At 67.1% G+C, this 18824-nt stretch carries 16 protein-coding genes, 1 tRNA gene and 1 other RNA gene; 6 read left to right on the top strand and 12 right to left on the bottom strand.

What is annotated here, in order from left to right:
* Positions 1–160 precede the first annotated feature (160 nt).
* The 8 genes from KOR34_RS13010 to rnpB form a co-directional block, all read right to left on the bottom strand.
* Entirely contained in the window at positions 161–706 is a 546-nt protein-coding gene (locus tag KOR34_RS13010) for a DUF1572 family protein (protein ID WP_197531378.1), read from the bottom strand.
* 8 nt (positions 707–714) lie between these two features.
* Positions 715–1923 (bottom strand): DinB family protein, encoded by a 1209-nt coding sequence (locus KOR34_RS13005; protein ID WP_197531377.1) that lies wholly within the window; start codon positions 1921–1923, stop codon positions 715–717.
* 58 nt (positions 1924–1981) lie between these two features.
* Positions 1982–2758 carry an NIPSNAP family protein gene (locus KOR34_RS13000; protein WP_146564995.1) on the bottom strand — a complete coding sequence of 259 codons (777 nt, stop codon included), beginning with the start codon at positions 2756–2758 and terminating at the stop codon, positions 1982–1984.
* An 87-nt stretch (positions 2759–2845) separates the two neighbouring features.
* Positions 2846–3580, bottom strand: a complete 735-nt coding sequence (lptB, locus tag KOR34_RS12995; protein ID WP_146564994.1) for an LPS export ABC transporter ATP-binding protein — start codon at positions 3578–3580, stop codon at positions 2846–2848.
* Between the two features lie 38 nt (positions 3581–3618).
* Positions 3619–5556, bottom strand: coding sequence for a signal peptidase I (gene lepB / locus KOR34_RS26705; protein WP_197531376.1), 1938 nt, complete (start codon positions 5554–5556; stop codon positions 3619–3621).
* A gap of 408 nt (positions 5557–5964) precedes the next feature.
* Positions 5965–7149: a signal peptidase I gene (gene lepB, locus KOR34_RS12985; protein WP_197531375.1), complete on the bottom strand. Its 1185-nt coding sequence runs from the start codon at positions 7147–7149 to the stop codon at positions 5965–5967.
* A gap of 29 nt (positions 7150–7178) precedes the next feature.
* A complete protein-coding gene (locus KOR34_RS12980; RefSeq protein WP_146564992.1) occupies positions 7179–9179 on the bottom strand; it encodes a sulfotransferase family protein in 2001 nt (666 codons plus the stop codon).
* Between the two features lie 216 nt (positions 9180–9395).
* An RNA gene (gene rnpB / locus KOR34_RS12975) (RNase P RNA component class A) lies at positions 9396–9769 on the bottom strand.
* Between the two features lie 290 nt (positions 9770–10059).
* On the opposite strand from rnpB, the gene KOR34_RS12970 reads away from it, so the two are divergent.
* Positions 10060–10521 carry an FHA domain-containing protein gene (locus KOR34_RS12970; RefSeq protein ID WP_146564991.1) on the top strand — a complete coding sequence of 154 codons (462 nt, stop codon included), beginning with the start codon at positions 10060–10062 and terminating at the stop codon, positions 10519–10521.
* 176 nt (positions 10522–10697) lie between these two features.
* On the top strand, positions 10698–11834 hold the full coding sequence (gene rsgA, locus KOR34_RS12965) for a ribosome small subunit-dependent GTPase A (protein WP_146564990.1): 1137 nt from the start codon (positions 10698–10700) through the stop codon (positions 11832–11834).
* A 155-nt stretch (positions 11835–11989) separates the two neighbouring features.
* Here rsgA and KOR34_RS12960 read toward each other — a convergent pair whose 3' ends face one another.
* The 3 genes from KOR34_RS12960 to KOR34_RS12950 all read right to left on the bottom strand — a co-directional run bounded on the left by KOR34_RS12960 (position 11990) and on the right by KOR34_RS12950 (position 15182).
* Positions 11990–13561, bottom strand: a complete 1572-nt coding sequence (locus tag KOR34_RS12960; RefSeq protein WP_146564989.1) for a bifunctional GNAT family N-acetyltransferase/carbon-nitrogen hydrolase family protein — start codon at positions 13559–13561, stop codon at positions 11990–11992.
* A gap of 62 nt (positions 13562–13623) precedes the next feature.
* Entirely contained in the window at positions 13624–14688 is a 1065-nt protein-coding gene (locus tag KOR34_RS12955; protein ID WP_146564988.1) for a M42 family metallopeptidase, read from the bottom strand.
* A gap of 59 nt (positions 14689–14747) precedes the next feature.
* Positions 14748–15182, bottom strand: a complete 435-nt coding sequence (locus KOR34_RS12950; RefSeq protein ID WP_146564987.1) for a VOC family protein — start codon at positions 15180–15182, stop codon at positions 14748–14750.
* A gap of 176 nt (positions 15183–15358) precedes the next feature.
* Here KOR34_RS12950 and KOR34_RS12945 point away from each other — a divergent pair, with 176 nt between their 5' ends.
* The gene (locus tag KOR34_RS12945) at positions 15359–15964 is read left to right on the top strand and encodes a hypothetical protein (RefSeq protein ID WP_146564986.1); all 606 of its coding nucleotides are present in this window, start codon (positions 15359–15361) and stop codon (positions 15962–15964) included.
* Positions 15965–16048: 84 nt separating this feature from the next.
* Here KOR34_RS12945 and KOR34_RS12940 read toward each other — a convergent pair whose 3' ends face one another.
* A complete protein-coding gene (locus tag KOR34_RS12940) occupies positions 16049–16822 on the bottom strand; it encodes a TatD family hydrolase (RefSeq protein ID WP_146564985.1) in 774 nt (257 codons plus the stop codon).
* A gap of 172 nt (positions 16823–16994) precedes the next feature.
* Here KOR34_RS12940 and KOR34_RS12935 point away from each other — a divergent pair, with 172 nt between their 5' ends.
* The 3 genes from KOR34_RS12935 to KOR34_RS12925 all read left to right on the top strand — a co-directional run bounded on the left by KOR34_RS12935 (position 16995) and on the right by KOR34_RS12925 (position 18801).
* Positions 16995–17948 (top strand): DUF2167 domain-containing protein, encoded by a 954-nt coding sequence (locus KOR34_RS12935; protein WP_197531374.1) that lies wholly within the window; start codon positions 16995–16997, stop codon positions 17946–17948.
* Between the two features lie 314 nt (positions 17949–18262).
* Positions 18263–18511 (top strand): carbon storage regulator CsrA, encoded by a 249-nt coding sequence (gene csrA, locus KOR34_RS12930; RefSeq protein ID WP_228714600.1) that lies wholly within the window; start codon positions 18263–18265, stop codon positions 18509–18511.
* 217 nt (positions 18512–18728) lie between these two features.
* Positions 18729–18801: transfer RNA gene (locus KOR34_RS12925), tRNA-Glu, on the top strand.
* Positions 18802–18824: the final 23 nt, after the last annotated feature.

Below are 18824 nucleotides of genomic sequence, written 5' to 3'. Positions count from 1 at the left end.
CACGGGCGCTTCAGAGTTCTGTTCCTAGGGAGTCGCGGGCCGGCATCGTGGCGGCCGGCTCGCCGATCTGCCCACCTACGTATGGAGCGCCACGGACGGTTCTTAAACGAGAATCCGCCCGGCGAGCGGGTTGCCGCCTGCAACGCACTAGGCGAGGGGGCTACCGCTGTTCGCCGCGGTACTGCTGCTCGCCCCAGCTACGGGTGTTGTGCTGCTGCGACTGCCCGCGGGCGATGGTGAGTGTCTGCCAGGCGTCGCCGGCGAGCGTGCGGCTGATCATCACGATCTGTCCCACGTGGTAGCCCGTGTGCGAGAGCGACCGTCCGATCGCGAGGGGCACCGAGAGTTTCTCTCCACGGATCGTGATCTGCTTGTCGAAGTCGCTGTTCTTAAGCGAGTCGAGCGACGCGAACACCGCAGACCAGCCCGCCTCCCAGCAGTCCATAAGCTCCTGACGGTCGGCGAAGCTGTCAACGAACTCCGCGTCGCGGTCGCGCCACGGCTTCTCGCCATCGCTGGAGAGGAAGTCGGTCCAGCGCGACCGCAGGTTGCCGGCGACGTGCTTCATGATCACCGCGACGCTGTTGCTCTGCCCGTCCAGTGCGGCGTGCAGTTGCTCGTCGTTCAGCTGGGCGGCGGCCTGCTCGGCGAGCCGCTTGTTGTACGCGAACGCGGCCGCGAACTCTTTGCCGTAGGGTGGCGCCATCGGTTGCATCATCGACTCGCTGCCGGGCCGCCGGGCCAGCCCGGCTGGTTGAACTTGCTGACGGTGTTGGCGGTGTGTTCGTCGTAGTGACGCTGCATCTGTTTGAGCAACCGCCGGAGCGTCCAGCGGCTGCCGGGGGCGGGCCGGTCGAGGTCGACCCCGTCCAGCAGGTACGCGAAACGCAGCGTGAAGTCCATCACCCGCTGCATCTGGCGGGCCTCCTCTTGGCCGTCCCAGTCGGGGTGGGCCGGCTGGTAGTCCGTTGGCATCTGTCGCGGGTTCAGGTCCAGGACCGGGATTTCCGGCGACAGCGCGTGGTAGATCTGCGAGAAGAACTGAAGCTGGCGTCCCATCATGTGCTCCGCGTTCCACCGCGGCGTGTGCGTGCCATTGGGGGGCTGGAAGTTGAGCTGCTCGGCAGTGAGACCCGCGAAGACGGCCTGCGACTCGTCGCAGGCCTCCTGCATCGCGGTGATCAGCTCCTTGAGTTCTGCTGGCGGCGTCCATGGCGACTCCCCGATCAGAACCACCCGCGTGGATGCGGGCGAGGGGCCGCCGGACGAGACTGCAATGGTGTTGTGCGCTCGACGCTCGATCTGCTTCGTGCTGAGCTCCTTGCGGACCTGCTCAAGTTCCTCCTCGGTGAGGCTGTCGGCGGGATTCAACAGTACGACGCGCGGTTTGAAGGCGTCGACGAGCCGCTTCAGCTCATTGCCGGCATTCGATGGGACGCCGAGCACCAGCAGGTCCACCGGCGGTTGCTTCTCAGCGATCACCGACAGGTCAATGCGTTGCAGCGACTGCGGCGCGACGATCACTACCGCTTCGTCGACCGTAATCGCCAGAACGGCCGCGCCGTTGGCGTCTTGCTGCAATGTTCGAACCCGCACAGCGTTGGGGCGAGCGGCGTCGGCGCCGACCGGAGCACGGCGCCACTCGGCCTCCGCGGAATTTGGCGTCCGTTCGAGCACATGGTCGTAGACGCGTGTGGATACAACTTGCTGCTGGCCGGTGCGAAGCGGCGGCTTCACGCGGCTTTCGGTCCCGGGGTCGACGACCAGGTTCAAGCCCCAGTGGGTCTCGATCGTGATCGCCCCGCCCAGCCAACGCCGCACCGCGAGCGGGTCGCCCGGGTCCGCATGGGCCGGCGTGGCGGCGATCAGAGCCGACGCAATGATCAGCCACCGGGCGGCAGCGACACCGCGAATGAAACGCAAGCACATCGGAGGACTCGCTAATGAAGCGGTTGCGACCGGGCGGCGGGCTGCCCCTTCGTTACAGATCAGAGTAGCTCTTGGGCCGCCAGTCGCTCTTGTGGATCTTGCTGACGGTGCCTGCGTACTTCTTCACCTCCTTGAGCACCTGCCAATCGGCGTGTTCGACGAACGTCTTCCACGCCTTGCCGCGGGAGTCGACGTCGTCGTAGACGGTCATGTAGGTGAGGTTCGGCAGCTTGTCGCCGACCAGCGCCTGACCCATAAACACCGGCGTGATGCCCGAGTCGAGGAAGATCGGCACTTCCCCTGAGTTGAACATCTCGACCTTCAGGTGGCCAAGCCGCTCGGTGGGGCTCTCGTAGGTCCGCAGCTCGAATAGCCGGTCGCGGCCCTCCTGCTTCTGCTTCGAGGCTGTCGCCTTCGGCCAGACGTCGAACGAGAGCAGCAGCTCGCTCGAGATCCGGCTGATCACCGGCTTGTCGGCCGGCGTGGTCAGGTACTGCTTGGCCGCGGACTGGTAGGCCTCGTCCGAGGCGAGCTCCAGCTCTGCGGCGACAACCGCGTCGGCCGAGTCGCCCGCGATCAGCAACAGCACCTGCGGCGGCGCCGTCGGATCTGGCTCGGCCTGAGCGAAGGCGCCGATCGGGCCCAGCCCCTGCCGCTTGAGGGCGGGTATCAGGGCGCCCTCCAGGTACGCGTCGAGCGTCTTCTCCGCCTCGGCGTCCGTCAGCGTGTAGGTCCGCAGCTCGAGGACGTGCTTGTCGGGGTTGGCGGCACGGCCGGATGTGCACAGGACGGAGCAGGCCACGGTAGTTGCGAGCAGCAGGCGGAGCATAGGGACCTCGGCGTAGGGTGAGTCTTGGCGGGACCAATATACACCCGTGGCCTCGGCGATGCGAAATGTCCGCGGGCCGATATTCTGCTACGCCGCGCCCAGCTCGATCCCCTCGCCGAAGTAGTATCGCTTGGCGTCCGGGTTGTTGAGCACCTCCTGGGGAGGGCCGTGGCACAGGATCTTGCCGGCCCGGACCACGTAGCTCCGGTCGGTGATCTCGAGCGTCTCGCGCACCTGGTGGTCGGTGATCAGGATCGAGATCCCGCGGCCGCGCAGGTCCCGCACGATGCCCTGGATGTTGTCGATCGTGACCGGGTCGATGCCGGTGAACGGCTCGTCCAGCAGGATGATCTTGGGATCGGACACCAGGCAGCGGGCAATCTCCAGCCGGCGGCGTTCGCCGCCCGACAGCGACATCGCCCGGCTGCGGCGCAGCTTGGTGATGCCGAACTGCTCCATCAGCTCCTCGGTGCGCCGGCGACGCTCGCGGCGGTTCACGCCGAGCATCTCCATAACGCCCAGCAGGTTGTTCTGCACCGACAGCTTGCGGAACACGCTGGACTCCTGCGCCAGGTAGCCCATGCCGCCCTCCTTCGCGCGGCGGAACATTGGCCAGCTCGTGACCTCCTTGCCGCACAGCATCACGCGGCCGGCGTCCGGCTCGACCATGCCGCAGGTCATCCGGAACGAGGTCGTCTTGCCGGCGCCGTTGGGGCCCAGCAGCCCCACGATCTCGCCCGGCTCCACCTCAAACTCCACGCCGTCGACCACGCGGCGGCGGCCGTACGACTTTACAAGCCCGCGGGCTTCCAAGAGTGGCATCGTGATCGTCCTCCTTGACGATGTTTGTCTTTAGGCGTTCACCGCACCAGCCGCATGTCGCCCACGTTGGGGAACAGCGGGAAGGGGAGCGAGGTGCCGGGCACTTTGTCGAACGAGTGCGGCCAGTACACGCAGACCGCCTTGCCGATGAGCATCTTGCGTTCCAGGTACGGCCCGCCCGGCACGCCGCCGCGGTTGCCGTTGCCGTTGGCCCACAGCCGGGCGTCGGAGCTGGCGGCGCTGTTGTCGCCCATGACGAAGAACTGGTCGTCTGACAGCTGGAACTGCTGCGCCCGCCGTGCGCGGAACGCGTTCCACAGTTCCGGGTCCCGGAGCAGGTCTGGCAGCGGGACGTTGCCGCTGTCGGTCTTGACGGCGATGTCGAACTCGTCGCCGGCCAGCTCAAAATCGCTCGGCGTGAAGTTAGGCGAGCGGTTGCCGAAGGTCGCCTTCTCGGCGATGTAGTAGATGTCGCGCCACAGCACGAGGTTCTCGACGGTGGCCTCCATGCCCTCGGCGCCAACGCCGGCGGGGGAAAGGTCGCCCGGGTTCCCCTGGCTGCTGCGGGGAAGGATGGCGCCGCTGGTCGCGAGCAGCTGGTTGGCGTCGTAGTCGGTGGGGGCGTCGAAGCCGAGCACCGAATTGTCGACCCACACGGTCAGCCGGTTGTCGACGTTGGCCAGCCGCAACGTGTGGCGGCCGTCGCCCTTCACACCGGTGCGGTCGCAGCGGGCGATCGAGACCGCATCGCCGCCGTCGAACGGCACGGCGGTGAGCTCGGCCGTGCCGTCCGCCACGTCGAAGGTGCAGCGGAAGCGGCAGCCGGCCTCAACCAGCTCGAGCGTCAGGCGGCCCTGGTCGGATTGGATGTCGACCTTCGCGTCGACGATCAGGTCGCCCACCCAGTGCAGGCCCCGGTCCTTGCCCGGCATGAACACCTTGCCCTGCTGACGCTGGAGCTGACGCATGTCGATGGTGGTGTTGTACGCGTTGTAGTCTGTCACCAGCTGCGGCTCGGCCTCGGCGGCGAGGTCGACGCGCTCGCTCTCCGACATCACCCACGTCTGGGCGTTGGGCGGCACGTGCACGTAGCGCAGCCAGCTCGTCTGGTCCGACGCGTCGACCCGGTAGCTGACGTCGACTTGGTGGCCGTCGATGGTCTCGTCGGCTTCCCACAGCGACTCCCCGCCCGCGGGGTTCCAGCGCAGCGGGTAGTTCGCGCTGATCAGCTCGCCCGGCTCACGCTTGGTGTCGTGCACCAGCTGCCGCATCGCCAGGATCTTCTTGGGCGGCTTGGCGACAATCTTGAATTCGTCGTCCGCCGAGGTGCGGACGAACAGGTCGCCCCCCTCGATCTGCAGCTCCTCGCCCGGCAGGCCCACCAGCCGCTTGATGTAGTTCTGCACGGCGTCGCCCGGGTACTTGAACACCACCACGTCCCACCGCTTGGGGTCGGTGAACGAGTAGAGGTACTTGTTGACCAGGATCCGGTCGCCGCTGTAGGACCGCTGGGGCTTGCTGTCCCGGCTGGCGGGCACGCCTTCGACCGGGCCGAGCCACATCGAGTGGCGGCAGTCGGGGCACTGCCCCGCGACGCCGCGGTACTGGGCCATCACCTGGGCCGGGGTGATGCCGTGGCGCCCCCGGTCCGCCTGGTCCTGGATCACCTGGGCGACCTCGGCGTCGGTGAGCTCGCTCTCGTTGATGCGGAACCGCTGACCGCACTCGGTGCAGGTCAGGTCGGCGTGGCGGCCCATCAGGGTGGGCGCCATCGAGCCGGTGGGGATGACAAAGGCCTCGGCCTGGAAGGTGCGGAACAGGAACGCCAGCACGAACGCGATGACCAGCGACTCGATCGTCTCGCGGGTCGCCTGCCCATGGGTGGGCGTCGGCTTGGCGGCCTTCTTCTTCGACTTGGCCGCCGCCGGCGTTGTGGGGTCGGGGCCGCGGCGTTTGTTCTTGTTCTTCTTGGCCATCAGGAGCTGCTGGGTGAAGGATCCAAGCCGGCGCTAGCGAACCGCCAACGGGGCAGGGCGTGCACTATAGCCCATCGCGAACTTTGCCGGAATGTTGGCCGAGTGGCCGCGGGGCGCGACCGGTAGCGGGAGTTTTGTCCACTTCTGGCGCACGCAACGTTAGGGACAAAAGTCGGGGCGGATCACGCGGGTCGATTCTCGTTCTACTCTGGTATAGCAGTGTCAAACGCCATGGGCGGTCCGGGGTGAGTGCGACTTTTGTCCCACCTAACGCCGTGATAGGGACAAGAGTCGGCTGGGCTGGCCAGCGGTAGGAGGCGGCCGGAGGCGCTCGCTGCGACTAGTTTCCCGCGCTGGGTGGCCGGTTTCTACCACAAAGTCAGGGGTCGGTTGGTTTCTGCTCTGCCGCTACTGCTGGCGCCAGCGGTGCGGCCGGCCGACGATCAGCCGCCGGGGCAGCCCTGGGCCGGAATCCCAGCGCCGGCTATCCACCGAAACCGCCTGATTGTCGCCCAGCACGAAGTACTCTCCCGGGCCGATCCGCCAGGGCTGGTCGCCGGCGGCGCCGAACGCCAGCGGCGTCCCCTCGTAAAAGAGGTCCTTGTAGAGGGAAAGCCCACCGAGCTCGACGCTAGCTTCTAGTACGCGCACCACCGGTCGGGGGTTCATTCTTGCGTCGACAACAGGCAGCCGCAGCACCGCCTCGCCGTTGACGGCCGCCAGCAGCGTGCGGTCGAAGTTGGAGAAGAGCACCCGTCGGAGGGGCGCCGGCAGGTCGACCAGCTCCTCGCGGGCGCCGTTGCTGAGCGACAGCGTCCCCCGCCCGGCGTCCAGCGTGGCGTGGCCGCCGGGGAGCTGGATCTGCCAGCGGGCGTTTGCCGCCTGCTCGACGTCGGCCTCGACCATTAGGTCCGAGAGCGGGTTGAACCGCCGGCTGACGCCGACGTTGCCCGGCAGGTCGTCGTGGACCGGCGCCAGGTACCGCAGTTCAGCGATGCGGCCGTCCTCGGCAATCCCCCGCCACGCGTTCTGCTGCAGCCGCCAGTTTCCGCTGGTCGCCGCCCAGCCGGGCAGGGTTTCGCTCGGGGTGTGTTCGAGTCGGCGGACCCGGAGCTGCGTGGCGAGCGGCTTGGTCGCCCGCCCGCCGTTGATGAGCACGTCGCCCGCGTCGAGCGACACCGTCTCGCCCGGCAGGCCAACGACCCGCTTGATGCAGTAGGTCTGCGCGTCGTAGGGGCAGCGGAAAACCACCAGGTCCCACCGCCGGAGCCTGCCCGGCGCGCGGTCGATCCACAGCCGGTCGGCGCCGACGAGTCGGACCGCGTCGTCCGCCAGCGGGTGCGAGCAGATGAGGCACTCGGGCGGCGGCGCCGCCAGGCGTTGATCGATGCCGATGGTCGCCGTGCGGCCGCAGCGCGGGCAGTCGAGCACCCACCGCCGGCCCTCGAGCGTGGGCGCCATCGAGCTCCCCTGCACCACCACCGGGTTGGCGAGCCCCAGCACCACGAGCGTCTGCGCGGACAGCAGCAGCGCAACGAACCCGACCACGACAAACAGTCCGCGGCGGATGATGATCGGTACGCGGTTCAGCATGGAGGCAACGCCGGGACGGGGCATGGCCGCTAAGCGGCGGCGCGACGCGGCTGGTCGTAGCCCCATTGTTGCAGATAGGGCGCCATCGCTCCATCGACCTCGGCCCGCTCGTCGGCGTCGAGGTTGGCGAACCGGTTCTTGCGGTAGCCGCTGACCGACTCCACGTAGGCCTGCAGGCGGCGTTCGAACTCCGGGGTCACTTCCATGCCCAGCGCGGAGTACGCGGCGCGGATCGCCCGCAGCGGATCCTGGACGACGTCCTCGTACCGCACGTCGACCGCGCCGCCCGACGGCAGGTCGTCGGTCGCGTTGTAGTACGAGTCCATCAGCGCGCGGTAGTTCTCCAGGCAGCGCGTGGCGTAGTTGTCCGCGGGGTGCGGGTCCTGCAACTGGAACACCACTAGGCCGTGGCTCGCCAGCCGCTGGTTCGAGCGGTAGACGTCGTGCGGGTGGCGGACGATGTGGATGAACTTGGCCCGCGGGAAGTGCCTGCGGAGCATCGCCACCCGCCCGGTGTTGGCGGGGTTCTTGAGCAGCGGCGTGCGGCGGCGGAAGCAGGTGATCTTCCGCAGGAACAGCTTGTAGTGCCGCGCCCAGCGACGCTCTTCTGCGGCTGCGAAGCCCTCCGGCTGCCAGTAGGCGTCGTGGCGGGCGATCTCGCGGGGGAACTCGAACCCCCAGTACGGCGACGGGCTGCCCATCGCCGCCAGCGCAAACTCCTCCTCCTGCGCCGACATAACGGTCATCTGCATCGAGTCCATCGGCCGCCGCCAGGACAGCACCGGCGCCAGGCAGGCGGTGGTGCTCCAGCCCGTCAGGAACCCGTGGGGGTTGAACACCTCGTAGTTCCGCGGCGAGCGGAACTGGGGGTCGAGCGCCAGCAGGTTGTGCAGGTGGGTGGTGCCGCTGCGGGGCATCCCCACGATGAACACCGGGTCGGGCGGGTCACGCCGCAGGAGCAGCGGGCAGAGCAGCCGCTCGGGCAGAGAGATCAGGGTGTTGAGCGCCGAGGCGATCAGCGTCACCGCCAGCCGCGGCGTGTACTTCAGGCCGACGCGGAAGCGGGCCTGCCACAGCAGCGCCGCCCAGCGGTCCAGCGGGGTGAACGACAGCAGATTCGAGAACGGCAGCACCCGCTTGAACGCCGCGTCGGCCGCCGCGTCCGGTTGCGCGCGGCGTTCGCCGTGGCGGGCCAGGTCGTAAGCGGCCCAGACGATGCCGATCCCCAGCAGCGACCACATCCCAACGCCCAAACGCGGGTCGCGGTAGGGGCAGAACCACCAGGCGTGCTCCGAGTCGGGCGCCAGCCAGAGCTGCTCGGTCTTCGACAGCAGCTTGCGGGCGATGATGCAGCCCGTCAGCACGCCGGTTGAGAAGGCTATGGTTCCGGTCCGCAGCCGCCACAGCCCCAGCAGTGTGGCGAGCAGGAACATCCCCACGAATGAGGGCGCCGCGAGCGGTGTGCCGAGCTTGCCCGCCGCGGCAACGGCCGCGAACAGCAGCGCTGGGACAACGACCGCCACCGCCCGCGAGTGGCGCTCGCGGAGGATGCTGACCAGGTAGCCGGCGAAGATGATCTGTTGGGTGGCGGCGATCGGGCCGGCGGACAAAGCCGCCAGCAGCGTCTTGCCGATGCGGGTGGGGGTGAGCGGAACGGCGGTGTAGTGCGCCGTCCCGGCTAGCCAGGCCCAGAAGATGAAGGCGGCGTACGCCCCCAACCCTAGCGCTACGCCCCGGCCCACGTGTCGGAGCCAGTCGCGTTCGACCACCAGGCCGTATTCGGCCATCGGCCGGCTCTCGATCGCCAGCATGCCGAGCAGCAGCGACAGCCCGACAACGATTAGCACGCCGGCGCCGGCGCTCTTGTCGAGAACCCAGAACTCAACGCCCGCGAGGGTGGCCGCTAGTTGGATCACCGCCGCGACTGCGGCCACACCGGCAGCCCACAGGCCGAGCTTGGTAAGCGGCCCGGCCGAGGCGATCCACCGGATTGAAAACAGCGGCGGCGCCGCCGAGTTGTCGGTCGCCATGGAACCACCGGTAAACGGAGAAGGGGAGCACGACGCATCGGGCTCTATCGTCGATCGCGGGCGGCGGGTCCAGGGGAATCGGAGGATTGCGAGGAATAAGCAGATTCTAACGGCGCCGCCAATGCTGGCGCCGCTAGCGCTGCCCCGCTAACGGCGGCGGCAACGCCGCGTTTCCGAAAAGCGGCGCCTGACAGCAGCGGAGGCTGCAAGCTGAAAAAGTGGAGAGGACCTGTAAGCCGGGTTTTGTCCCCGCCCGAAGGCGGGCGGCAATCATTCCTCTAGGGCGGCGATTGCTCGCCGTCTCAAGCGGCCTACCCGGGGGTTGAAGCGAGCCGGACCAGCTCTTGCCCCCTGCTTGGCCTTGCGCCGGGTGGGGTTTACCTAGCCAAGCGGGTCACCCCGCCTGCTGGTGCGCTCTTACCGCACCGTTTCACCCTTACCGACGGCACAGAGCCGCCGGCGGTCTGCTTTCTGTTGCACTTTCCCTAGCCTCGCGGCCGGTGGGCGTTACCCACCACCCTGTCCTCTGGCGCCCGGACTTTCCTCCCGCCGGGCCTCGCGGCCCGACCGGCGACTGCCCGGTCCTCTCCACGGCGGTGGATTGTAGCACCGCCCGTCTGGGGAGTAACCGCTAGGCCAGCCGTCGGATTTAAACGCGGTTTCCGCCGATGCGACCAACCACATGCGGGGATTCCTTGCAAACCGTTAGTGTGAACCGACTTGTCCGGATTGTGAGGGCGGCAATCGTGGCTCGGCGGGCCGCCGTAGGCCGTGCAGCGAGTTGACTAGTTTTCCCGGTGTTTCTAGAGTGGATCTTGATACGCAGGCGGGGCCATCGTGTTATTCATCCTCCCCCGTCTCCCCCCACCTGAGGCAACCCATGTACGGCGAACTCATTCCTCTCGGCGGCGGCGACCCGGTCCCGCTGCTCAAAGAAAAGCTGCTTGTTGGGCGCCGTGAGAGCTGCGACATCGTGCTGCGGTTCGCCAACGTGTCGGCCCACCACTGCGAGCTCTACTTCGACAGCGGGTACCTGTTTGTCCGCGACCTGCAGAGCCGCAACGGCGTGAAGGTCAACAACGCTAAGGTGCAAGACAAGCGGGTCGACCCGGGCGACACCCTGGCCATCAGCAAGCACAAGTACCGCGTCGAGTACTCGCCGGCCGAGCTCGGCGCCGTCGGCCCGCCGCCGTCGGACAATCAGTCGAAAGAAATTCTGGGCGAGTCGCTCCTTAAGCGGGCCGGCCTGGAGCACACCCCCCGCGGCGGTTCGTCCTCCAAGCGGTACGATCCCAACAACAACGCGGCCGGCCAGGTCAAGCTTCCAGGCCAGGCCCTGTGAGCCGACGCTAACGCAGAGACAAGCCACAAAGGACGCTCGGCCCCGCCGAGCGTCCTTTCTTTTTCGACCGCACCGAACCGCGGGCGGCGCCGCGGCGTCGTTCTCGACGGTGCTCCCTCCGCCCCCCTCCGCGCTGTAGACTGGGGCGGTTTCACCCCTGCAGCAGCAATCGATCCGTGTCCAAAAAGAAGAAGGGCAAGCTGCGGGCCGACTTCCGCAAGAACCACCAGTCGCGGGCCCGCAACAACGACCTCACCCGGCGGTTCACCGGCGACTCGGACGCCGCCGGCGACGAGGCCGGCCGCGAACGCGTTTCGGGCAAGGGCGGCCTGACCCGCAAGAAGACCATCGCCGGGGGCGAGGTTGTCGAGGACGCGTCCGGCACGATGGTGCTGCCGGAGATCGATCGCGACCAATGCGTGCAGGGCAGGGTGCTGCGGGTGCAGGGGCTGGTGAGCACCGTTCTGACCGACGAGGGCCGCACCCGCGCCTGCGCCACGCGGCAGCTGCTCAAGCAGCTTTCCACCGAGCTGCGACACGTGGTCGCCGCCGGCGACAACGTCTGGGTCCGCCCCGAGGGTGAGCAGGAGGGTATCATCGAGCGCGTCGAGCCCAGGCACGGCGTGCTGAGCCGCACCAGCCGCGGGCGGCGGCACCTGATTGTGGTGAATGTGGACCAGGTGCTGATCGTGGTCAGCGCGGCCCAGCCCAGGCTGAAGCCGAACCTCATCGACCGGTACCTGGTGACCTGCGAGCAGGCCGGGCTGAGCCCGATTGTCTGCATCACCAAGACCGACCTCGTCGACCGGGCCGATCTGATGCCGATTACCGGCGTGTACGACCAGATGGGCTACGACGTGCGGCTCATCTCCGTGGTGGACGGGCAGGGGATCGAGCCGCTGAAGGAGTCGCTGGCCGGCAAGGAGACCGTGCTAACCGGACAGTCCGGCGTCGGGAAGTCGACTCTGCTCAACGCGATCGACCCGGCGCTGTCGCTGCGGGTGCAGACCGTCAGCACCGAGACCGACAAGGGCCGCCACACCACGACCACCGCCGAGCTCTACCCCACGGGCGACGGCGGCTATCTGGTCGACACGCCCGGCATCCGCCAATTTCAACTGTGGGACGTGATCCCGGAGGAGGTCGCCGGCCTGTTCCGCGACATCCGGCCGTTCGTCAGCAAGTGCCGGTACGCCGACTGCACCCACACGCACGAGGAGTTCTGCGCGGTGAAGGACGCCGTGGCCGATGGCTGGATCGACGCCCGCCGCTACGAGAGCTACGTGCAGATCCAGGCGGGCGACGACGTCTAGAGCGCACTTCACGTACCTGCAGCGTTGCTAGCGGGCTGCGGCTTCGCCGGGCTTCGTCGTCCTGCATCGACGGATCTACCAATCCGCCTGCTTCGGACTCCTTGCCCCGCTCGCCTCGCCTACGCCATCGACGCTGCAGGTACGTGAAGCACGCTCTAGCGCACGGTCACGACCTCGACCTTGGTCTTGCCCCGCGTCTCGTAGAGGTCGTCGCGGCGGTCCTGCAGCGGCAGCACGCTGCCGATGTCGCGCTGCACGGACAGGTCGTTCAGGTCCAGCTCGCCGATCACCACCGTTTCGACATTGGGCTCGGCCTCGGCGATGATCCCGTCCTTCGGGAACGAGAAGTCGCACGGCGTGCAGATGGCGGACTGAGCGTAGTTGATCAGGAAGCTGCGGACCTGCGGCAGGTTGCCGACCGAGCCGGCCAACGCCACGTAGATGACGTTCTCCACTGCGCGGGCCTGGGCACAGTAACGCACGCGGTGGTAGCCCTTCCGCTCGTACACCGCGAACGGGACGAAGAGGATCTCGATGCCGTTCTGCACCAGCAGCCGGGTCAGCTCCGGGAACTCGACGTCGTAGCAGATCAGGATGCCGATCCGGCCGACCGGGGTGTCAAACACCTTGAGCGCGTCGCCGGGCTGCATGCCGTAGTACTGCCGCTCGACCGAGGTGATGTGCAGCTTGTCCTGCCAGTAGGTCTCGCCCGACGGGGTGAACAGGTACGCGCGGTTGCGGAGTTCGTCGTCGACCAGGGCGGGGTGCGAGCCCCCGATCAGGTACAGCCCGTGCTTGGCCGCCATCCGCAGACACAGTTCCTTGTACTGGTCGGTCCACTCGGCGAGCCGCTTGACCGCCTCGAACGACTCCAGCTCCGCCGGCAGCAGGCTGAAGAGCTGGGCGGTGAACATCTCCGGCATCAGCAGGAAGTGGCAGTGGTACTCGTTGGCGGCATCGGCGAAGAACTCTACCTGGTACGCGAACTGCTGCCAGTCGGCCAGCGGGCGCATCTGGTACTGGGCCGCGCAGACCCGGACCTTGCGGACCGACTTGCGAATCGGAGCGCCCGCGATGAGCCGCTTGGCCGGGTCGAAACGCGGGTTGGGCATCTCGAGCAGCGTCGCAAAGTTCATGCTCTCGGCGTCGCTAAGGTAGCCGTAGTGCACGCCGCGCACCTGGTAGCCGGCCTTGAGGTGGGCCGACAGCGCGGGGTCCTTCAGCGCCCCCTGCCTGACGGCCTCAATGTAGTTCTGCGCCGTCAGCTTCTTGGCGTGCTCGGCGTAGCCCGGGATCCGGCCGCCGGCGATCATCCGCCGCAGGTTGAGCCGCTTCATCAGCGACTTGCGGCGCTTGTACAGCGCCGCCGCCACGCCCCTCCCCCGGTAGTCCGGGTGCACGGCGATGTCCGAGCCGTACAGCGAGTCGCCGCCCGGGTCGTGCGTGTTGAACGTGCCGACGCCGGTCATCTCGTCGTACGAGTGCCACGGCAGCTCGTCGTCGATCGTGACGATCAGCGAGGAGCAGTAGCCGACGACCTTCCCATCGGCCTCCGCCAGGAACTGCCCCTCGGGGAACGCGGCGAGCTGCAGCTCGAACTTGCGCTGGTCCTGCAGGCTCTCCTCATCGAGCCGCGGGTAGGCGGCCTGCTGGCAGGCGACGATGGCCGGGATGTCGGCCTTCTTCCAACGGCGGATCTTGAGTTCCGCGAGCGGCGTTTTTGGCATGCGCGAATCATAGCGTCCGCCGCCCGCCGCGGAAGGGGGTAGGTTGCGCGGCCGCAACCGCCCTACCGTGGCGTGAAGTCCGCGTCCGCCTCGATGCCTAGCAGAAACTCGGCCAGCAGGTCGGCGCACTGGTCGATGTCGTCCAGCGAAATCATCTCCACCGCGCTGTGCATGTAGCGGTTGGGAACGCTTACCAGGCCCGCCGCGACGCCTCCGCGGGCGAGCTGGATGGCGTTGGCGTCGGTGCCGCCGGGGCGGCCCATGCCGCACCACTGGAGGCCAATGTCAGCCGCAGCGCCGGCGGCCTTGAGCCGCTTGCAGACCTCGGGGTTGAAGTTCGGCCCGCGGTACACCACCGGCCCGCCACCCAGCTTGACGTCGCCCTCTTGGGTCTTGTCGATGGTGGGGCAGTCGGTCGCGTGCGTCACGTCGACCGCGATGCCCACGTGCGGGTGCACGCCGTAAGCGCTGGTCGCGGCGCCGCGCAGGCCGACCTCTTCCTGCACCGTGGCGACCGCGTGCACGGCCACCTTCAGCCCGCCCCGCTCAACCGCCCGGCGGGCGCCCTCCATGCAGACCCACAGGCCGGTCTTGTCGTCCATACCCGGCGAGTTGGCCAGGTTGTTGCGCATCTCCTGGTAGCCGAGCTGCAGGGTGACCGGGTCGCCGATGCCGACCGCTTCGGCCGCCTCGGCCTGATCCTTTGCGCCGATGTCCAGCCACAGCTCCTTTGTCTTGACCACCTGCTTTCGCTCCTGCTCATCGAGCAGGTGGATCGCCTTGCGGGCGATCACCGCGGGGATCGGGCCGCCCGCGGTGTGGATGGTCATCCGCTGGCCGATCAGCTGCTGCGGGTCCCAGCCGCCGATCGTATTGGTGTAGATGAAGCCGAGCTCGTCGATGTACGTGACGATCAGGCCGATCTGGTCCGCGTGCCCGGCGAACATCACCCGCAGCGGCGCGTCCGGGTTGCAGCTCACGATCACGTTGCCGTGCAGGTCGGTGCGGACCTGGTCGGCGAAACCCTCGGCGTAGTCGCGGACCAGCTTCTGCACCGGCTGCTCGAAGCCGGACGGGCTGGGGGTTTCGAGGATCTGCTGGAAAAAGGTCTTGGCTTCGGGCGTCATGCGTGTGCCTGGCGGTGGTGGTTGTGGGCGGGGGGATGAATTGTTGGTGCTGTCGGCCGCTAGCCGTCCAGCTCTAGGTTTTCTCGCTGGATCAGGTCCTCGACGTCGGGCCACTCGCCCAGCTCGATGATGTTGCCGTCGGGGTCATGGAAGAACGCCTGGCGGTAGCCCAGGTCGGGTAGCGTGCGCTCCACGAACGGGATGCCCCGCTCACGCAGGTCGGCGAGCGTCGCGTCGAAGTCCTCGGCGCGGAAGGCCAGGTGGCGGTGGCGGGTCTGGATATCGTCGGGCAGGGAGGGCAGATCCTGAATCTCGTTGAGGTGGATCATCATCCCTAGGCCGTCGCGGTACAGCCAGGCGCCCGCGAAGCTGAACGGGGGCCGCTTCATCTGACGGAGGCCGAGCAGATCGCGGTAGAACGCCACACTCCGGCCGACGTCGCGGCAGTTCAGCGTGGCGTGATTAAAGCGGCCAATAGCTAGCGGTGTTGGCATGCTGGGGGCGGGACCGGTGAGTCAGACGGGGCAAACTTTGACGATTCTAGCGGATTTGCTCAATGGCGGCTGCCCTCCTCGACGATCGAACCGACGGAAGCGTTCGCTGCATGAGGCGGCGTTCGTCCGTGCCGCTGGCCACGCCCTGGGCGTGGCGACCACGAGGGGGGAACTCGATGACCGCTGTGCAAAAGTCGCTGTCGCTGGGACTCGTTCTGCTGATTGCCGCTGCCAACGGCTGCGCCTGCTGCCACTTGAAGGGCAAGGGCTGCGGCTCGGAGGTCGGCTGCTGCGACACCGCCAGCGGGTGCGACATGGCCTTCCAGAAGTTCAAGGGCAACTGCAAGAAGACGTTCCCGATCTGCGTCTGCACCGGTCCCTGCTCTTGCGATGTTGGGTGCGGCTGCGAGCCCGGCTGCTGCGCTGAGCCCGACTGCTGTGCGGATCCGGCGTGCTGTGCAGAACCGGATTGCTGCGCTGACCCCGACTGCTGCTGCGACACGGGGTGTGACATCGGTTGCGGCGTTGAGGACTGTTGCGACCCGTGCGGCTGCGGCGACTGCTGTGGCAAGCCCTGCGGCTGCCTGGTCAAGATCAAGCGCACCCTCGGCAGGCTGCTGGGCGGCTTGTGTGCATGCGACGGCTGCGACGGCGAGGTGTACTGGAACGAGTGGCACAACGACCCGCCCCGCTGCTGCGACCCGTGCGACAAGTGCGGCAACTGGGTAGGCCCCTCGGGCGGCTACCGGGCGCCGTACGATCATCCCTGCAACTGCAACTAACTTCGCGCTTCGTCGGACTACGACCAACCGGCAGCCCGTGAGAGCTTCTCACGGGCTGTTCGCGTTTGCTGTGGCTAACGGATGCTAGGCAAGCCGGAACAGCCGCTTCGCGTTGGCGGTGGTCTGCCGAGCGAGGTCGTCAAACGGCACGCCGCAGGCGTCGGCCAGCAGCCGCGCCGTGTGGGCGACGTGCGCCGGCTCGTTCCGACGGATCTTGCGCACCGGCTCGGGAGAGAGGTACGGGCAATCGGTCTCGACCAGCAGCCGGTCGATCGGGATCGATTGAGCCACAGCACGCAGCTCGTTCGACTTCTTGAAGGTCACCATCCCGGCGAAGCTGATGTCCAGACCGAGCGCCAGGCACGCCTCGGCGAGGGCCGCGTCGCCGGTGTAGGAGTGCATCACACCGTGCAGCGGGCCGCGTTCCCGCGCTTCCTGCAGCATCTGCAGGACGTCCTCCCCGCAGTCGCGCATGTGGACGATGAACGGCAGTCCGGTCTGCTGCGACAGCCGGAGGTGGCGGTCGAAGTAGTCCTGCTGCTGATCGAACGGCGTGAAGTCCCAGTGCCGGTCGAGCCCCGTCTCTCCCAGGGCGACCACGCCCGGCCGCTGCGCGAGCTCGACGATCCGGTCCCAATCGCCCGGTTTGGCCTCGGCCACGTCGTTTGGCTGGATTCCGACCGCGGCGCTGACGGGGCCGTGCTCCTCGGCGAGACGGACGCACGCCTCGCTCGAATCGGCCGTGACCCCGATCGCGACGACATGCTCGACGCCTGCATCGACGGCTCGGCGGATCACCTCGGTGCGGTCCGCATCGAACGCGTCTTGGTCGAGGTGGGCGTGTGTGTCGATCAGCATCGTTTGCGATTCAGTCTAGCTTCTTAGTCGTGGAAGCAACGGAGGCTGGAGCCGCAGTATGCTGCCGGCTCATGCTCGTGTCGCAGAATCACCGCGTTACTGTTGCGGCGAACCGTTTTGGTGGTTAGGGTGCTGCTGAGTGTAGTCCGTTACGCACCCGTAGGTTAAGTACATGTCGAACTCTCCCTGGCGGCTCGTCCGCAACCTTGCCGCCGTCGCGGTCGTGTCCGTTGCTGCCGTAACGTCGGGTGTTGCGGTCGCTGCCGGCGAAGAAACTCCGCCCGCCGATCTGGAGGCCGCGATGGAGCAGATGCGGCAGTGGCAGAAGCAGTTCGAGGGCTCGCTCGACCGGAAGACGGGCGTTGTCGAGTTGCCTGGGGGGATGGCGAGCCTGGACCTTGGGCAGGAGTACTACTACCTCTCTCCGGCCGACGCCCGCCGCGTGCTGACGGAGGCCTGGGGCAACCCCGCTGCGGGCGAGACCCTCGGCATGATCTTCCCCGCGGAGTACTCGCCGCTCGACGAGGAGTGTTGGGGCGTGACGATCGACTACACCGAAGACGGGTACGTCTCGGACGAGGACGCCAACTCCATCGACTACGACCAGCTGCTCAAGGACATGCAAGCGGGCACGGTTGAAGAGAACAAGCAGCGCGAGCAGGCTGGCTTCGAACCGATTAGGCTTGTGGGTTGGGCGTCGCCGCCGCGGTACGACGCCGCCGAGCACAAGCTGCACTGGGCGAAGGAGCTCCAGTTTGGTGAATCGGAGACCAACACCCTCAACTACAACATCCGTGCGTTGGGTCGCAAGGGCGTGCTGGAGCTCAACTTCGTCGCCGACATGAGCCAGCTGCCGGAGATCGAACGCCGCCGCGGCGATGTGATGTCGGCGGTCTCATTCAACCCCGGCTACCGCTACTCAGAGTTCGACCCGTCGATTGACAAGATCGCCGCCTACGGAATCGGCGGGCTGGTCGCGGGCAAGGTGCTGGTCAAGACTGGGCTGCTGCTCAAGCTCGCCCTGATCTTCAAGAAGTTCTGGATCGTGCTGCTGCTGGCGGGCGGAGCGGTCGCGAAAAAGCTGTTCGGCGGCAAGTCCGACAGCCCCGCGCCAGGCACGACCTGAGCCTGCCGAGGCCGTGAAAACCGTCAGAATTGGGCGCCTAACCGGCGCCAATTGACGGGATTTCGGGCTTCCGGTGGCCGGCCAAACTTATCTGCCCTCTAAAATCGTGCCAAATTCGGGATTTTCTCCGATTTCGTCGCCGCCCCGCTCGGCATTCGCTTGACTCGCAATAGACGGGTTTTAGAGTGGAGGTATGGACGATGCCCGCAAAGTGAGGCTTTGTAGGCGGAAGGCCGTGCGATTTGCTCGTAAGGGCGCCCCGACGTGGGCCGCCACGGGCGCTTCGCCAGCTGTCGAAACCGAGGAATCGACCCATGTTGGTCCTGTCCAGGAAGAAGAACGAGAGTATTGTCATCAATGATGACATTACGATCGTTGTCGTTGAAATCCGCGGGGACAAAGTGCGCCTTGGCGTGGAAGCGCCCAAAGAGGTGCCCGTGCATCGCAACGAGGTGTACGAAGCGATCCGCCGGAGCCAACAGCCTGAGCCTTCGGGACCTGGCGCCGCCGAGCAGGGCGTTTCGCGTTCCGTCGACGAACCTGATAGCAGCCCCGCTGAGTAACGCGGATCCTCACTGGCGTGCTGAATTCTAGGTGGAGCGAATCTTGGCTCCATCATGCTCTCGATAGTGAGAGCCGATCGATTGGCTACCAATAGCCGTCTGTCAGTGACTTTTTGTTGGGTCACGCGTGTCTTGGCGCCGATCATCGCCTTGACGATCACGCCTCGCCAGCCTAAAAACGCTACTTCTGGCGGATCGCACGCGGTCGCCACTCTCAGGCCCCATCGTCTAGTGGTCTAGGACTCCGGCCTTTCACGCCGGCAACACGGGTTCGAACCCCGTTGGGGTCACTACTAGCCGGCCCGCTCAGCTG

This window comes from Posidoniimonas corsicana (assembly GCF_007859765.1).
In the GTDB taxonomy this organism is placed as follows: domain Bacteria; phylum Planctomycetota; class Planctomycetia; order Pirellulales; family Lacipirellulaceae; genus Posidoniimonas; species Posidoniimonas corsicana.
This window is presented reverse-complemented; position numbering and strand designations above follow the sequence as displayed.

What these genes read in the sequence shown, in the direction of transcription:
- KOR34_RS13010 (WP_197531378.1), bottom strand. Translation starts at nt 706, where the DNA reads ATGGCGCCACCCTACGGCAAAGAGTTCGCGGCCGCGTTCGCGTACAAC.
- KOR34_RS13000 (WP_146564995.1), bottom strand. Translation starts at nt 2,758, where the DNA reads ATGCTCCGCCTGCTGCTCGCAACTACCGTGGCCTGCTCCGTCCTGTGC.
- lptB (WP_146564994.1), bottom strand. Translation starts at nt 3,580, where the DNA reads ATGCCACTCTTGGAAGCCCGCGGGCTTGTAAAGTCGTACGGCCGCCGC.
- lepB (WP_197531376.1), bottom strand. Translation starts at nt 5,556, where the DNA reads ATGGCCAAGAAGAACAAGAACAAACGCCGCGGCCCCGACCCCACAACG.
- lepB (WP_197531375.1), bottom strand. Translation starts at nt 7,149, where the DNA reads ATGCTGAACCGCGTACCGATCATCATCCGCCGCGGACTGTTTGTCGTG.
- KOR34_RS12980 (WP_146564992.1), bottom strand. Translation starts at nt 9,179, where the DNA reads ATGGCGACCGACAACTCGGCGGCGCCGCCGCTGTTTTCAATCCGGTGG.
- KOR34_RS12970 (WP_146564991.1), top strand. Translation starts at nt 10,060, where the DNA reads ATGTACGGCGAACTCATTCCTCTCGGCGGCGGCGACCCGGTCCCGCTG.
- KOR34_RS12960 (WP_146564989.1), bottom strand. Translation starts at nt 13,561, where the DNA reads ATGCCAAAAACGCCGCTCGCGGAACTCAAGATCCGCCGTTGGAAGAAG.
- KOR34_RS12955 (WP_146564988.1), bottom strand. Translation starts at nt 14,688, where the DNA reads ATGACGCCCGAAGCCAAGACCTTTTTCCAGCAGATCCTCGAAACCCCC.
- KOR34_RS12950 (WP_146564987.1), bottom strand. Translation starts at nt 15,182, where the DNA reads ATGCCAACACCGCTAGCTATTGGCCGCTTTAATCACGCCACGCTGAAC.
- KOR34_RS12945 (WP_146564986.1), top strand. Translation starts at nt 15,359, where the DNA reads ATGACCGCTGTGCAAAAGTCGCTGTCGCTGGGACTCGTTCTGCTGATT.
- KOR34_RS12940 (WP_146564985.1), bottom strand. Translation starts at nt 16,822, where the DNA reads ATGCTGATCGACACACACGCCCACCTCGACCAAGACGCGTTCGATGCG.
- KOR34_RS12935 (WP_197531374.1), top strand. Translation starts at nt 16,995, where the DNA reads ATGTCGAACTCTCCCTGGCGGCTCGTCCGCAACCTTGCCGCCGTCGCG.
- csrA (WP_228714600.1), top strand. Translation starts at nt 18,263, where the DNA reads ATGTTGGTCCTGTCCAGGAAGAAGAACGAGAGTATTGTCATCAATGAT.